This window comes from Paenibacillus sp. FSL H3-0302 (assembly GCF_037982245.1).
Taxonomy (GTDB): Bacteria; Bacillota; Bacilli; order Paenibacillales; family Paenibacillaceae; genus Paenibacillus_AQ; species Paenibacillus_AQ odorifer.
Genome location: NZ_CP150284.1, coordinates 2,694,098 through 2,708,282, shown reverse-complemented (window position 1 = coordinate 2,708,282; position 14,185 = coordinate 2,694,098). Strand labels below are relative to the sequence as shown.

Sequence of the window (14,185 nt, the reverse complement as noted above, 5' to 3'; positions counted from 1 at the left end):
TTCTGAAACTATATTAAAATATATCCCATATCGTTTATAATGCTATATTGAGGTTGTTATTTTCACACAATGAAGCGACAATCATAAGTATATACACATAGATATGTAACATTCCAGGGGAGGACCGGAGAAGTTGGAAAGCACGAGCAACACTAACACTACCTATTATGAAATCGTTGATCTCTGTCTTCTTGCTGGCAAGATCATGCTGCAAAACGGTGCAGAAACCTACAGAGTAGAAGATACAATGACACGTATGGCTGCTTCTCTCGGTTTTCCAGGGGCACACAGTTATGTGACACCAACCGTTATTATGTTCACCACCAATAGAACGGAGCCCGTTAAGTTATATCGGATCGCCGAACGGACAACAGATCTGCAGAAAGTCTCAGAGGTTAATGATATCTCGCGGCGTCTGAACGAGCGTCAGATTACAGCCGAGGAAGCTCGGACACGATTAGGTGAGGTCGATGATGCCGCACATGCGTATCCGGTATGGCTGCAAATCATAGCAGCGGCGCTTACCGGCGCTTGCTTCACCGTTATGTTTAAGGGCAGCTTGTGGGATGCTCTCCCCGCATTACCGATTTCCGGGTTAGGTTTTGCTGCGGTTATCTACCTGCATCGTCTTGTGCAGACTAGATTTTTTGCAGAGTTCTCTGCTTCCTTCCTGATCGGACTTCTGGCCTTCTATTCTGTAAAGCTGGGCATAGGTCAAGAAATGGACAAAATCATCATCGGCTCCGTGATGCCTCTAGTACCCGGTCTACTCATTACTAATGCCGTTCGTGATCTGATGGCTGGTCATCTGGTCTCAGGCATATCCAAAGGAGCAGATGCCTTTCTAACTGCTTTTGCGATCGGTACAGGCATTGGGCTTGTACTATCACTATTTTAATTTTCCATGTGAAAGAGGTTAGCCCTTCATGATTTTGCAACTTATAACCAGTTTTATCGCCGCGGCAACCTTCTGTATTTTATTTAATGCGCCTAAGCGCGCTCTACTGCAGTGTGGTTTTGCTGGAATGGTAGGCTGGATGGTGTATGTAGTCCTTGATGTAGAGTGCGGGCCTGTTGTTGCTACGTTTGCGGCTACTGTAGTGGTGGGCATCGTCAGCCAGCTGTTTGCCCGATCCTTCAAAATGCCGGTTATTATTTTTAGTGTAGGCGGTATTATCCCACTTGTTCCGGGTGGCCTTGCTTACGATGCTATGCGTAGATTTGTGGAAGAAAACTATAATCTGGCTGTAGAAATCGCTGTTCGGGCATTAATGCTCTCTGGCGCAATTGCGGCTGGACTGGTACTGAGTGAAGTTATCGGACAAATGTTCCGCCGTCGTGCAAGCAAAGCATAACCTTCTTACAACGTCATCTCATAGATTCAAAAAAAGAAATCGTCTCTTGATATAATGAGGATCATCCGTCCCTCTTCCAAGAAGCGATTTCTTTGTTTACTGTCCTAGCTACACAAGTACTGCTACAGGTTCAACCTCCGAATAAATACTATTGATCCGGTTATTTTTAATCCAAGAAAGTCCTACGGTACCTTCACCCGCATGAACAGCCACGGCAGGAATGTAAGTCATAATCTCCGTACGTAAATCAGGCGCCATCTCTTTGATGTCTTCTTCTAGCTTCAGCGCCATTTCTAAATTATTGGAATGCATGATGCACACATCGCTAACAAGTCCAGCATCCTGTTTAAAGATATCTAACAGCGCCTGCTTCGTCTTCTTCATGGTGCGGATTTTTTCCACAACAATGACCTTGCCCTCGTCAAAACGCAGCAGCAAATTTATCCGCAGTAATTGACTAAGAATTACCTGTGTACCAGAAACACGCCCACTACGGTGAAGCTGGGACAAGCTTGCAGGAATTAAGTAGAAGGACATATTTTGAATGATATTCTCTATCTTTTCTTTAATCTCTAGGCCAGTAAAGCCCATCTTGTGCCAATGAATACCTCGCGTAATCATTTCCCGAATCGGATAAGCGCCAACCTTGGAATCAATTCCAATAACATTAGCTTCTGCTATTTCAGCACCTTGCATGGAAGCATTGTATGTTCCGCTAAGCCCTGTCGAAAGATGCACCGCGATAATCTCATCATATTCTTCCTTCAACCGTTCGTATAACTCGATAAACTCACCGATTGGCGGCTGTGAGCTGCCTACTTGATCATGCTGACGCATTTTCTCATAGAACTCATCGATCGTAATATCTATATTTTCTTTATAACACTCGTTGTTAATAATCAGACGTAAAGGAACAATATACACATGGTTGTTCTTGGCGAATTCAGGATCGATTGTACATGTACTGTCGGTTACCCAGGCAATTGATTTCATGGTCACTTGTCACTTCTCTCTTTCATGAAAGGAATAGTAGAATGTTTGAAGAGACAAGGGCCACTAAACCTTCTCGGCCAATGAATCACTCTCTCATCCTGTACAATCAACATACGAATAGATCAGCGGTTTAGGAAGTCCTCGTGCGTATTCGTAAATTATACAAGATAACGAGCGATAAGATAGGCAAAACAGGCCGATAATGCAAATTTCATTCATCTTTTTTCAACTTTATTCGACATTATTTCACATTATCTATGACGAATATACCTATCCTAATAGAGCCAGTTCATGTTATGTAAAAGCCTAACCACAGCAAAAATATCCCCGTCCCCACCCTCACCGTTCTTACATAAATCAGCGCTTGGTAGTTACATTAATAGGTACTCTTTACAGTTGTTACAGTACGGGGCTAAGTTATGATTGGTCAGATATGGCCCGGCATCTGTCAATTTGTCCAACTTTCCCTGTTGGCGGGTTGCGCTCGCCTTTATAAAGATCAGTTACCTTCTGCTGTGATAAAGCTTTTTACGGTGTGATTAAGGCTACCGTCCAGTTTTTCTCCTGAATTTTAAAATCCAACTCGCGATAAGACTTAGACAGTTCATCAATCCGCTTCTGAATCTGAGCGACATCCACCGTTCTCTGGAAACGAACCTCAGAGCGGCTATACCGATCCTGAGTGATCGAAGCTTGCTCAAGCAAATCGCTAAACAGCTTCCGCAGCTGAAGCATTTTATCCCGTTCGGCTAGGGCGTCGGCAATACTCCAATTCTCATTGAAGGCAACAGATGAATTCGTTCGATTAATCGCTCGAATCAAAATCGTCTGCTCGTTAACAGCTATTTCTAGCTCATGCAAAAGAGCCTCCGGCTGCTCTGCCGGATCTTCCCCCTCCTGCACCTTAACGACCCGATCGAGCCGCTGCTTTAGCTGCGCGATTTTACGGGTAAGATCACTTCGGTTCACTAATGCTTCCGCAAGTTTCATCTTTAAGTTCCCCCTAAGATTTTCTGATAGCTGGCGATATCCAGTCTTCGACCAAATTTACAGCCAATCTCCTTGAAGTAGGCACATTGTTCATATCCATTCTTTGAGAAAAGCTGGCGACTGCGTTCATTCTCTGCGCAAACGGTAGCTACTAACACATGGAAATCCAGTTCGGCAGCTCTCTTTTCAATAAAGCGTAAGGCATGCTGTCCTATTCTTTTACCCACACAAGCAGGTTTCAAATACACACTGATCTCCCCAGAGCTATCATAAGCCGGCTTACTCTTATGTCTAGCAATCAGAACATAGCCCTGAATAACATTATCCCAGGATAATATAACGTATGATTTGAACCGCGGATCATCATTCATCACTGATTGCCGCATTTCGTCCAAACTTAAAGGCTCGGTATGAAAAGAAACCGTAGTGTTCAGCACGTAATAGTTATAAATATCGAGTACATCCGACAGATGCTCTTCGCGAATTTCAGTGAATAACAAACTTTCTCCCACTACTTTGTTCAACACAGCTAATCCTCCCAAATGGATGTTTCCAAATGATCGACGAACTTGCGTAATTTACCGGCTAGCTTGCGGTTAATAGTTCCATCCTGGTACATTTGCTGCACCTTATCCCGTTGCTCCTGAATAGCTTTCAGTTTCAATTCAAGCTTTTGATCATCAACGAGACCATCCTTTGTCCAACCTTGACCCTGCTCGAAGCGTGAGATTAGTTGCTCATAACTGCATGCAACCTTCTCTACTGCTTTTCGGTTGTTCTCATTCATACTTGCATTAACAGCAGCTATTGCTGCGCGGGACATAGAAACCTTAGCTTTTCTTGCACATTCAGCCTGTTGCAGCATTTGTTGGCTAGCTTCCCGTTCGTTTTGTCCTGAGAACATCCCCGCAAATAGCCTTCTAATCTCTGTAAGGGATAATCTAATTTGAGAGTTGAGACTTCTGGCTAAGAAAACTTCACTATGATCCAAGAATTCTTCCATTTTCTGAGCCACTGAGGCAGGAATCTCATTGTTAGTAAGCAATCGGGTCAGCTCTTTGCGTTCAGCATGCAAGCCCACTATCCTTGCTTCAACCCCAAGCCGACGGAGTTCCTCAAATGCCGGATCGTTTGCTTGATCCTCGCGGTTCAGACTATAAACCTTTTCTCTGAATTCACTCAAAGCTGGCTGTGCGGAATCCTTGCTCTCCTCCGTCATCATACTTTGAAGCAGCGTTATCCCGGCAGCAACGACCTTAGATTTGGCCGCCTGTTCAACCTCAGTGTCCCCTGGTTCGGCAACCGGCTCTTCTTTACCTGCGAGAATTGGTAAAAAGATACTAGCGATCAGCAGCGACATCAGAATCACACCCGCAGCGATAAAGATAATTAGATCACGTTCAGGAAAAGGTGAGCCATCTCCTAACACAAAAGGAATCGAAAAGGCACCGGCTAAAGTAACCGCGCCTCGCACTCCTGAAATAGTCAGGATTAGCATGGACTTAATAGACGATTTTTCCATTTTTTGCAGGCCGGCGCCAGCCAGGGAAAATACATATACCCATATAAAACGCAGCACAAAAAGCAGTAACGTTATCGCTAATACATAACCAATCACCATAAGATTGTCCACTGCTGTATCCCGGTAGATCACTTCTATAACATCTGGAATCGACAATCCGAGAATAAGGAAGACCAAGCCATTCAAGATGTAGAGCAGCACAGACCATGTGCTGGCGGATACCAGCTGTAGCTTATACTGTGGCGAAACTGCACGATCCTTCTCGACCGCATGAATTATCCCTGCTGCAACCACAGCTAAAATGCCGGATACCCCTATTTCTTCACTAATCAGATACACAATGAAAGGAGTCAGGATTTGCAGCAGCACATGTACTGTGATGTCCTCCATCCCCAGTCTGCGGATAAATACACTGAACCGAATCAGGAGGAACGCGAGTATTGCTCCGACAATTAGCCCACCTAAAGCGATAATCACAAAGCTAATGGAGGCTTTCGGCAAAGAAAATATGCCTGTAACAGCTGCTGCAATAGCGAAGTTAAACGCAACAAGGCCAGAGGCATCATTCATCAATGATTCGCCCTCTAGAATACGATGAATACTCTTGGGAAGATGTACTCTCCCAGCGATTGCGCTTACCGCCACAGCATCTGTCGGCGATAAAATCGCTGCCAGCGCAAAAGCAGCTGCGAGTGGAATGGTGGGGATCATCCAGTTAATGGAATATCCAGCGATAAGCACTGTAGCAAATACCAAGCCTAGTGCCAGCATTAAGATTGGAGCCCGCAGGTTCCATAACTCATTTCTTGGTGTTCGCTTTCCGTCATTGAACAAAAGCGGAGCAATAAATAACACGAAAAACAACTCTGGCTCCAGTGACATATGTATTCCCAAAGGCAATAGTACGACCACTACACCCAAGCCAATTTGTATTAAGGGTATCGGCACGAAGGGAATGAATCGGTTTATGATGTTGGATATTGCGATAAGCCCAAGTAGGACGAGTACAACTAGAAATGTCTCCAAACCACATCAACTCCCTTTTTTATATTTGATTATTATATCGCAAAGCTTTAGGCAAGGGCAAAATCTAGCAAAAGATTCTTAACATTAAAATCCCCTACAAATTCCACAAAAATTCCATCAGATACATATTGACATAAATATTTATTTGTGTTATAATGAAATATTTATCTATTGTTTTCATTTTCAGTTTTGAGTAATATATGCATTAGCCTCACGGCGTCGCTCTTATTATCAATCACGGAGGGATATAATGTACATTGCTCAAGGAATAGAAATGCTCGAGATTACAGCGCAGGTTATGGGTGGAAAAGACACGATTTACCCCACGCTACTCTGGGATGAACATGCCGCCGTACTCGTCGATACCGGATTCCCGGGTCTACTCTCTACTTTCAAAGAGGCTCTAAAAGAAGCGCATGTGCCTTGGGAGAAGCTCCGTATCCTTATTATCACGCATCAGGATTTAGACCATATTGGTTGCCTCCCTGCCCTATTGGCTGATGAAGATCTAGAGCTTACTGTTCTGGCTCATGAAATTGAGCAGCCTTATATTCAAGGAGAGCGAATGCTCCTTAAGCACACTCCTGAAGCTTTAGCGGCGGCAGCGGCTATGATCCCAGCTCATGTACCTGAGGAATGGCGGCGTGCCTTCCTCTCTGTATTAGCCCATCCTCCTAAAGGAAAAGTGGATCAAACGCTTGTGGATGGAGAAAAGTTACCTTTTGCCGGTGGAATTACGGTGATCCATACCCCAGGCCATAGCCCAGGGCATCTCAGTCTTTACCATCATGATAGCCGTACACTTATTGCCGCCGATGCCTTGACCGTTCAGGATGGCGAGCTACAGGGTCCCACTCCTTCCGCCACACCTGACATGAAGCTGGCTTTGTCCTCTCTGAACAAATTCTCTAAGTATGAGATCGATACGGTCATTTGTTATCACGGTGGACGCTACCGCGGAGATGCAAACAGACGTATTGCTGAACTAGCAGAAGGAAAAGGAAAGCTGTAATGATACAAAAACAGACAGAGCCTGAAATCCGGCTCTGCCTTCTCTTGTTATATAGGATCGTTATTCTTCATTATCACTTAAAACTCTGAACCCACCGTAAACCGTTCACGAATATGCTGCGGCTGTTCGATTTCATCGACAATAGCAACGGCATAATCTTCGTAGCTGACATAACTCTCGCCTTTGGAGTTCACCAGAAGATTATCCTTACCTTTTACATAAGAACCCGTTCTTGTGCCGATGGCAAAATTAGCAGATGGGCTAACAAAGGTCCAAGAGAGTGCATCTGTCCCTTGCAGAATCTCCAGATTCTTGGCTTGATTCGTCGCTGTTGGCTTAATAAAGTCAGGAAAGTCATTCGTATCCACTACTTTAAGCGTTTTGGCTTCATCTACATAAAGACTTCCTGCACCCCCAACTACAATCAATCTTGTATCGGGCGAAGCCTTCAACGCTTCAATAAGCACATTCCCGGCATCCACATGCAGATGTTCTTGTCCAAACGGCGCACCAAAAGCATTTACAACCACATCGAACCCCTGCAAATCTTCAGCGGTAAGTGCAAATACATCCTTTTCAACGACATTCGCTTTACTATTTGTTACTTTAGATGCATCCCGCACAATCGCTGTAACTTCTTGACCTCTATCCAACGCTTCCTGCGTAATTCGGCTTCCAGCTTTTCCACTTGCTCCAACAACTGCGATTTTCATATGATTGTCCTCCTGAGTTTACGATGTTTTCGCTTTAATATTTATATCAAGGAGCTCCTGAACGATGGTTCTATCGATATCGAGATCAAATTTTCTCCCCCAAAAGCATTCCGTGCCCCGTTGAGTGATCCGATCATAGTCTTCAATCGTTAGCGTTCTAGGATAATCCGGTCCTGTTTCCCAATCTGTATACCGCTTAATTTCATTCAGCACATGCATCTTATAAACACTATTCAAAATTATCGTATGGAAAAAGATTTCATCTCCACATAAAGTGTTCCTAAAAAATCTGACGTATTCCGGAGAGCTTTTTGTAAAATCCAAGATGTACTCCATACATCCACCTGTAATAGACATCCAGTTTGAGCCTTTATATAAACCGTTCGGCAGAGCGCTTAATCTTCTTTGCAGAAACGGAACGCTCATAATTAGTTTAATGTACCTCATTCGGATCGCTGTCATACGCCGGGTCCTTGAGATGAGGAATCTAGGATAATAAACTGAGACCCGCTCGTAACATCCCCAAGTTTCCGCAGCATTAGGCAGCTGCAAATACTTCACAAATTCCTTACCTTCATTCCCCTTAAAGAAATCTAGAATCACTTCATTTGAAGCCAGAGGCAGATCCTGACCGCTTAGAATGTGAATATAATTGAAATCCCCATGTTCTTTGATCAGCGAAAAGCACTTCAAAATGCATTCAATCTGGCTGTAATGCCCCCACTCCACATCAATAGGCTTTTCCACAAAATGAATATCGTTACGATGAATAATGTCAGCTTCAATATTACTTTTCTGATCGACATGCAGGAAAAACTCTACGGACTCGTTAGTTAAACTATCGATTAGCAAATTGATCTGCTCCGGATTCTTATGACAAAGAATGATATACGCCATTTTGAATGCTTCCAACAAACTTCACCCTTCCACCCATCTATTTCCAATATTATAAAATAAATGGACGAAAATGGATATATAATTATCTCTCTAAAACAAGTCTGATTCCAATGTTCCATGGATCTTGGAATGTAGGAGTTCCATTCACTTCTGTAACTGCGTAACCAGCCTGCCGAACTCGCTCCACCACAGCGTTGCGTTCCTCTTCATTCGTAAGAATTAAGGTAAAATAATCAATCCCTACAGTATCAGCTGGAGCCGCAGGTGCGCCCTGTCCGGCCCAAACATTCAGCCCGATATGGTGATGATAGCCACCAGCAGAGATAAACATAGCAGCACTTCCATAATTAGCTGTTAGTTCAAAACCAAGCAAATCGACGTAGAAGGCTTTCGCCTTATTTAAATTCCCCACATGAAAGTGTACATGCCCAATCACTGTTCCCGCTGGCAGCCCGTTCCATGATAAACCTTCAGAAGCCGCCAATAGTCCATCTACATCCACTGGATCAGTGGACATCATTACATGCCCTTCCGCATCATATTTCCATTCACTCTTAGGACGATCTCGATAGATTTCAATCCCATTATTATCTGGATCCTGAATATACAACGCTTCACTGACCAGATGATCCCCCTGCCCCACTTCAATCCCCGAAGAGATCAAATTGCGCACAACCAATCCAAGGCTAGGACGATCTGGAACAAGGATAGCAAAATGATACAACCCAGCCACAGAATTAGGACGGATCACCCGCGCATTTTCAATCTCCCGCAAAATCAATAACACATTCTGACCGTCAGCGGTCATTTCAACTTCGCGGCCAGTCTGCCGCAAAACGCTTAACCCCACAACATTCTGATAAAAGGTGAGCGAACGCTCCAAATTGCTTACTCTAATCTGCACCAGACCGATCTGAGTGTCTGGTTGAAGTATTGTTTTAGTCGTCATTATAAATTCCTCCCAATCATGCTGTAACTGTTTTAGTTACAAATTAACTATCTTTAGTATAGTTACCTTCTATATGTTTGTCAATTACCTATAAAAAAATCATGTCGACTGGTGCACAGCCAAACATGATTCACAGGAACATATAATAAGTAATTCAAAAAAAGGTTTCCGGGTATTTCAACTCTCCCTTAATCCTCTGCAGTACGCCTTCCTTCAGCTCACAGACCATAAAGACATTCTCCGGTACCGCGAATTGTTTCAACTCCAGCCCATGTAGCCCTACGGGTTGAAATCCGAATCTTGGATAATATTCGGGATGCCCGATCAAAAAGACAAGCTCATATCCGAGCGTTCTACATCTTTCTAACCCTTCTTGGATCAGCGCCTTGCCGATTCCTTGCTTCTGAACGAATGTTTTCGACCAACTGCGCTTCATCTTCCCGATCACCAAAAGCCTCAACATTCACTTGAAATACTCCATTATAGTCTGCCACAGTTTCTGTTCTAATCCTCATTTTTGTTGCTCCATTCCAGAAAATATTCGGATACACTGGATTCCAGAAGGCCGATCAAGTCTTCATCCATATACTTATAGTCATCAGCTATGTTCAGGCAAATTATTTTTTTGCCCCTTACACAGTCTCTAAATTTATCTTGAATTCTTCGAACATGTTTCTTCTCCATCACAAAAATCACATCCGCCCAACCCAAATGCCCTTCAGAAATTTTAATTCTGGCATGATCTTCAGTCCCTGCTGATCTCGCTTCATGACCATCAATTCCTTGAAAGATCTTCTCCGCAGTTAGACTCCGCCAGCGATTCTGGCTGCAGACAAACAGGAGTTTAATAAGTGCACCTTCCTTATCCGATTGTTAAAAAGATATTTATTGTCTCGCCTGCTTCGTGTATTCAATCAACCAACAATCTCTTAGCTCTCCTTCATGTTGTTCGTGCTGTTCAAGGTATTTCTTTTTCACAAAGCCAATCTTTTCGTATACTCTAAGGGCTCTTTTATTCCAGGCTTGCGGGTCCATGACAATTTTTCCAGCCTGTTTTGCTTCGATAAGATAATTAACCGTTTCTTTAATGAGTCGCGAACCCATTCCTTGATTCCATAAATCAGGCTCGCCAATAAACTGGTCCATCCCAAAGATTTGACCTTCGAATCCCACGTAGCCGTACACTTCTAATTCTTCATCATCTATAAGATAGAACTGGAGATAACCTATATCCCGCTCCTTGTATTGCACAATACACCGCGTAATTTCGGCTTGCTCGTTGTAAAAATGCTCCTTCACCAGCTCCAAATCATGCGGGCGATCACGACCTTCATAGAACTCCAGTACAACGGGATCTGAGAGCCATTTTACAAGTAATGCGGCATCGTTTAGCTCAAGTGTTCTCAGTCTGATCTCTTGCTTTTCAAAAATAATCATAACGCACCATACAATTCATGAAGTGGTCTGTAGCTCGGATGTTCTTCTATTTCCGTTACGACAACACCTTGCTCGGAGTCAATCACACGGTAGGCCTTAGCTTCTTCTCTGGTCGACATCACTTTATATTCCTTATCTTTATAGATGATTGCACAATTGTTATCCACCGCGATTCCAGGCAAACCTCCACCTTTAACCATGCGTGTAAAATCTTCAACCCGAATATCCTCATTATAATGCGGACAATGAATGCCCGGCAGAATCCCCATGGCTTCAAGCTTGATATACTGCCATTCCCCCTGATCGTCGAACGCCTCAGAGTCACTATGCCCATATTCAAACCAACAGATGGAACCTGCGCTAAGCCCGGCCAATACGGTTCCAGAGGAGTAAGCTTCTTTCAAAAGCGTATCTACCCCTGTATTTTTCCAAATCTCCAGCATCTTTCGGGTATTGCCTCCACCAACATAAATCAAATCAGCAGCTGTAATTAAATCTGTAATCTCATCATGAGTGTAGGTTTGGCTCACAAGCAATAAGTGACTTGTTTCACATCCAAGAATATCGCCATATACTTTGCTAAAAGTATCACAATACCCTGTCGCATCACTACTGGCTGTTGGAATAAATAACGCCTTCGGCTTAGCCTTTTGAGTTAGCTGCACAACTTTACGATCAATTTCCAGCGTTTCAAGCTCGATTAACTCTCCCCCGCCAATCACTACGATAGTGCCCATGATTTCCCCTTCTTTCACTAGGATTACATCCTATTGCTCACTCTTGGCTTACCGATGCTTGCAAAATATTCCTCTGCCAAAATGCTGTAGATCTCCAGATCCACCAGACCTTTACCTGACCATACATGCGCCTGCCTTAACGTGCCTTCTTTCGTAAAGCCATTTTTCAAAAGCACCCGCTTCGATCGTTCATTAAAGGGCATAACCTCAGCTTGAATTCGATTGACTTCTGCAGTCTCAAATAAATATTTCACCACTAACTGAATGGCCTGAGCTGCAATCCCTTTTCCCCAATAAGGTTCCGCCAAAAAGTAACCGATCGTCACCATATCCACCTTTTGATTAAAATCCATAACTTCGATGATACCTAGCAATATGTAAGGGTTATTTTTGAGGAAAATCCCCCATTTCACTCTTACCCCTTTGGTAAAATCACGTTCGAAATGACCGATCATATTCTTGACTGTATCTTTATTATGTTTCGGAATAATTCCACAGTACTCAAACACTTGATCATTGCTATATATCCCAAATACCTCATTAAGGTTGCTGACTTCAATCTTTTTCAGTAATAATTGCTCGGATTCCAAAGTAGGGAATTGCTCAAATACGTGACTAAGCTTCAATTTGTTCCCTCCATTACTTTTTGATGGCTTGGATCAGGGTTGCAGTTTGACTTTTTGTTTCCTTTATTATCCTTTCCTTTATTATCCCCGGACACTTCCCCTGTACTGCGCGGTTCTAAGCTCACGAATATAAGGCTCTGCAGCTGGCATATCTGCCTCAACGGCCTGTTGAACAGCTAACTCGATGTCATAAGGCACTCTTACAAATTGCATATTCAAAGGAGCTGCTGACACTCCCATGTATTCTCCCTCCATAATCACATAAGATGCCTGGGTTAGATCAAGCGGATTCCCCACACTGCCTACGTTAAATAAGGTCTTACCTTCTAGATGTTGAATAAAAGCATTATGAATATCCCCGTAACCTACGATATCCGCTTGTCGTTTTTCCTGGCAGAGATCAGAATAATCAAACAAAGATAATCGCTTTTCATAATCATCCCAAGGTTGAACACGTTCATACAGGCTTCGTGGCGAAGCATGAAATAACCGTACAAATTTACCACTCATCATAAACTCAATCGAAAACGGCAACGTGCTTAAATAAGCTAGGCGCTCTTGACCTAACAACCCGCGGCACCACCGAGCCATCTCAAAATCAACATCCTGATTCATTAAATCATCCCAGTTCCCCATAACACTGATTTCACAATTCTTTTTTATGATATCAACGGCTAGGTCTGAGTTCGGTCCTTTTCCAACAATATCGCCTAAACAAAAGACTCTGCTGATTCCCCGCTGCTGGATGTCATCTAAAACGGCCGTAAGGGCCGGTATATTTCCATGAATGTCTGAGATTATTGCAATTTGCTCCACTGTAGAACCTCCGTATATATTGATCTTTAAAAAAGTTACTTATCCTAAAACTAATTGTACTGCATCAGCGGCTGTTGCTCGTTTATAGGGCATTTTTGCCTTTCTTTTCGCTCATTCTGCGACTGTTGCTCATTTATAGGGCATTTTTGCCTTTCTTTTAGTTCATCCATCGACTGTTGCTCGTTTATAGGGCATTTTTGCCTTTCTTTTAGTTCATCCATCGACTGTTGCTCGTTTATAGGGCATTTTTGCCTTTCTTTTCACACTTTCAGCGACTATTGCTCGTTTATAGGGCATTTTTGCTTCTCTTTTTGCTTCTTTGGATGATTTCAGCCAAATCTGAGGCATTTATACCGTACATTTCATCATTCCAGTCACATCAGCCCATTTCAGCCGCATTTTATACCGTACATTCCACCATTCCAGCTACTTCGTTCTAGTCACACTTAATCTTTTGTAAACTTTATGGATTGTAAAATATCCTCTATCCTCTTCATATCTTCTTTATGTACTTCATCCACACTATAAGGGAACTGCACCATAAATGACATTTCCGGTGCCTCAATAACGTAATAGATAGCTTTTCCTTTACTCCCTTCCTCTTCGAATACTTCAGTTTCGTACTTTACGGACTCTAACCCGCCTAAACTAGCTTTACTTTTTGTCAGCTCCGCCCCGTTGTTGTAATTCGTTTGGGCATCCTCGAGCCATTTGTTGACAAGCTCCATGTCCTTAGGCTTAAATCCAAAGAGCATTACTCCCGGACCTTTAAGTCCCTCAGCAGGTTTATAATCAGTCGTAGAGACTATCAACCATAATGGCGCTCCATACTTCTCAGTTACAACCCAATCATCCGGATAGTTAAAGGTGATTCCAAAATTAGTATCCTCGTATTTAGTGGTATCCTTTGATTCATTACATCCGGTAATCATTACTATAATTAGTAGTATAGGCAGTAATTTCTTTAACATTCTTTAGCTCTCCCTCAATGTATGTATGTATATTATCTTTAATCCGGCTTCTAAATACAGATTCTATATTCTCTCTTACTTCCCTTCTTTGACCCTAAACCTAATTAAGCCAAAAAAGACCAGAATCACGTTTTCACATGT

The 14,185-nt window shown here is 43.0% G+C and carries 18 protein-coding genes; 3 read left to right on the top strand and 15 right to left on the bottom strand.

The window, feature by feature from the left end:
• The first annotated feature begins 133 nt into the window (after positions 1–133).
• Both MHH50_RS11835 and MHH50_RS11830 read left to right on the top strand, forming a co-directional pair.
• Complete coding sequence (locus MHH50_RS11835) at positions 134–898, top strand: threonine/serine exporter family protein (RefSeq protein WP_076129956.1); 765 nt, start codon at positions 134–136, stop codon at positions 896–898.
• A 28-nt stretch (positions 899–926) separates the two neighbouring features.
• Positions 927–1,355: a threonine/serine exporter family protein gene (locus tag MHH50_RS11830; protein WP_076306227.1), complete on the top strand. Its 429-nt coding sequence runs from the start codon at positions 927–929 to the stop codon at positions 1,353–1,355.
• Positions 1,356–1,463: 108 nt separating this feature from the next.
• On the opposite strand, the gene MHH50_RS11825 is transcribed toward MHH50_RS11830, so the two are convergent.
• The 4 genes from MHH50_RS11825 to MHH50_RS11810 form a co-directional block, all read right to left on the bottom strand.
• The gene (locus MHH50_RS11825; RefSeq protein WP_076129966.1) at positions 1,464–2,348 is read right to left on the bottom strand and encodes a DegV family protein; all 885 of its coding nucleotides are present in this window, start codon (positions 2,346–2,348) and stop codon (positions 1,464–1,466) included.
• Positions 2,349–2,876: 528 nt separating this feature from the next.
• Positions 2,877–3,338, bottom strand: a complete 462-nt coding sequence (locus tag MHH50_RS11820) for a DIP1984 family protein (protein ID WP_076129955.1) — start codon at positions 3,336–3,338, stop codon at positions 2,877–2,879.
• A gap of 2 nt (positions 3,339–3,340) precedes the next feature.
• On the bottom strand, positions 3,341–3,865 hold the full coding sequence (locus tag MHH50_RS11815; protein ID WP_254847619.1) for a GNAT family N-acetyltransferase: 525 nt from the start codon (positions 3,863–3,865) through the stop codon (positions 3,341–3,343).
• A gap of 2 nt (positions 3,866–3,867) precedes the next feature.
• Positions 3,868–5,886 carry a Na+/H+ antiporter gene (locus MHH50_RS11810; protein WP_076129954.1) on the bottom strand — a complete coding sequence of 673 codons (2,019 nt, stop codon included), beginning with the start codon at positions 5,884–5,886 and terminating at the stop codon, positions 3,868–3,870.
• Positions 5,887–6,136: 250 nt separating this feature from the next.
• Between MHH50_RS11810 and MHH50_RS11805 the strand changes: the two genes are divergently transcribed.
• Positions 6,137–6,898 (top strand): MBL fold metallo-hydrolase, encoded by a 762-nt coding sequence (locus MHH50_RS11805; RefSeq protein ID WP_076129953.1) that lies wholly within the window; start codon positions 6,137–6,139, stop codon positions 6,896–6,898.
• A gap of 77 nt (positions 6,899–6,975) precedes the next feature.
• Here MHH50_RS11805 and MHH50_RS11800 read toward each other — a convergent pair whose 3' ends face one another.
• From MHH50_RS11800 to MHH50_RS11750, 11 genes are all read right to left on the bottom strand, one after another.
• Positions 6,976–7,611: an NAD(P)-dependent oxidoreductase gene (locus MHH50_RS11800; protein ID WP_340034362.1), complete on the bottom strand. Its 636-nt coding sequence runs from the start codon at positions 7,609–7,611 to the stop codon at positions 6,976–6,978.
• Between the two features lie 18 nt (positions 7,612–7,629).
• Positions 7,630–8,523: a beta-1,6-N-acetylglucosaminyltransferase gene (locus MHH50_RS11795; protein WP_143762450.1), complete on the bottom strand. Its 894-nt coding sequence runs from the start codon at positions 8,521–8,523 to the stop codon at positions 7,630–7,632.
• 67 nt (positions 8,524–8,590) lie between these two features.
• The gene (locus tag MHH50_RS11790) at positions 8,591–9,457 is read right to left on the bottom strand and encodes a VOC family protein (RefSeq protein WP_076129951.1); all 867 of its coding nucleotides are present in this window, start codon (positions 9,455–9,457) and stop codon (positions 8,591–8,593) included.
• A gap of 154 nt (positions 9,458–9,611) precedes the next feature.
• Positions 9,612–9,893, bottom strand: coding sequence for an N-acetyltransferase (locus MHH50_RS11785; RefSeq protein WP_340034361.1), 282 nt, complete (start codon positions 9,891–9,893; stop codon positions 9,612–9,614).
• 68 nt (positions 9,894–9,961) lie between these two features.
• Positions 9,962–10,306, bottom strand: coding sequence for a protein tyrosine phosphatase (locus MHH50_RS11780; protein ID WP_340034610.1), 345 nt, complete (start codon positions 10,304–10,306; stop codon positions 9,962–9,964).
• A gap of 36 nt (positions 10,307–10,342) precedes the next feature.
• The gene (locus MHH50_RS11775) at positions 10,343–10,894 is read right to left on the bottom strand and encodes a GNAT family N-acetyltransferase (protein WP_340034360.1); all 552 of its coding nucleotides are present in this window, start codon (positions 10,892–10,894) and stop codon (positions 10,343–10,345) included.
• Complete coding sequence (locus MHH50_RS11770) at positions 10,891–11,649, bottom strand: peptidase E (protein WP_340034359.1); 759 nt, start codon at positions 11,647–11,649, stop codon at positions 10,891–10,893. The genes MHH50_RS11775 and MHH50_RS11770 overlap by 4 nt, the downstream gene beginning before the upstream one ends.
• 5 nt (positions 11,650–11,654) lie before the next feature.
• A complete protein-coding gene (locus MHH50_RS11765; RefSeq protein ID WP_051491425.1) occupies positions 11,655–12,257 on the bottom strand; it encodes a GNAT family protein in 603 nt (200 codons plus the stop codon).
• 81 nt (positions 12,258–12,338) lie between these two features.
• A complete protein-coding gene (locus tag MHH50_RS11760; protein WP_076279843.1) occupies positions 12,339–13,073 on the bottom strand; it encodes a metallophosphoesterase family protein in 735 nt (244 codons plus the stop codon).
• Positions 13,074–13,123: 50 nt separating this feature from the next.
• Positions 13,124–13,294 carry a hypothetical protein gene (locus tag MHH50_RS11755; RefSeq protein ID WP_340034358.1) on the bottom strand — a complete coding sequence of 57 codons (171 nt, stop codon included), beginning with the start codon at positions 13,292–13,294 and terminating at the stop codon, positions 13,124–13,126.
• 225 nt (positions 13,295–13,519) lie between these two features.
• Positions 13,520–14,044 carry a hypothetical protein gene (locus tag MHH50_RS11750; protein WP_076189801.1) on the bottom strand — a complete coding sequence of 175 codons (525 nt, stop codon included), beginning with the start codon at positions 14,042–14,044 and terminating at the stop codon, positions 13,520–13,522.
• Between the last annotated feature and the right edge of the window lie 141 nt (positions 14,045–14,185).

Bases quoted from the DNA above. Each gene is read 5' to 3' on its own strand.
- MHH50_RS11830 (WP_076306227.1), top strand. From the start codon at position 927: ATGATTTTGCAACTTATAACCAGTTTTATCGCCGCGGCAACCTTCTGT.
- MHH50_RS11825 (WP_076129966.1), bottom strand. From the start codon at position 2,348: ATGAAATCAATTGCCTGGGTAACCGACAGTACATGTACAATCGATCCT.
- MHH50_RS11820 (WP_076129955.1), bottom strand. From the start codon at position 3,338: ATGAAACTTGCGGAAGCATTAGTGAACCGAAGTGATCTTACCCGTAAA.
- MHH50_RS11805 (WP_076129953.1), top strand. From the start codon at position 6,137: ATGTACATTGCTCAAGGAATAGAAATGCTCGAGATTACAGCGCAGGTT.
- MHH50_RS11800 (WP_340034362.1), bottom strand. From the start codon at position 7,611: ATGAAAATCGCAGTTGTTGGAGCAAGTGGAAAAGCTGGAAGCCGAATT.
- MHH50_RS11790 (WP_076129951.1), bottom strand. From the start codon at position 9,457: ATGACGACTAAAACAATACTTCAACCAGACACTCAGATCGGTCTGGTG.
- MHH50_RS11785 (WP_340034361.1), bottom strand. From the start codon at position 9,893: ATGAAGCGCAGTTGGTCGAAAACATTCGTTCAGAAGCAAGGAATCGGC.
- MHH50_RS11775 (WP_340034360.1), bottom strand. From the start codon at position 10,894: ATGATTATTTTTGAAAAGCAAGAGATCAGACTGAGAACACTTGAGCTA.
- MHH50_RS11755 (WP_340034358.1), bottom strand. From the start codon at position 13,294: ATGGATGAACTAAAAGAAAGGCAAAAATGCCCTATAAACGAGCAACAG.
- MHH50_RS11750 (WP_076189801.1), bottom strand. From the start codon at position 14,044: ATGTTAAAGAAATTACTGCCTATACTACTAATTATAGTAATGATTACC.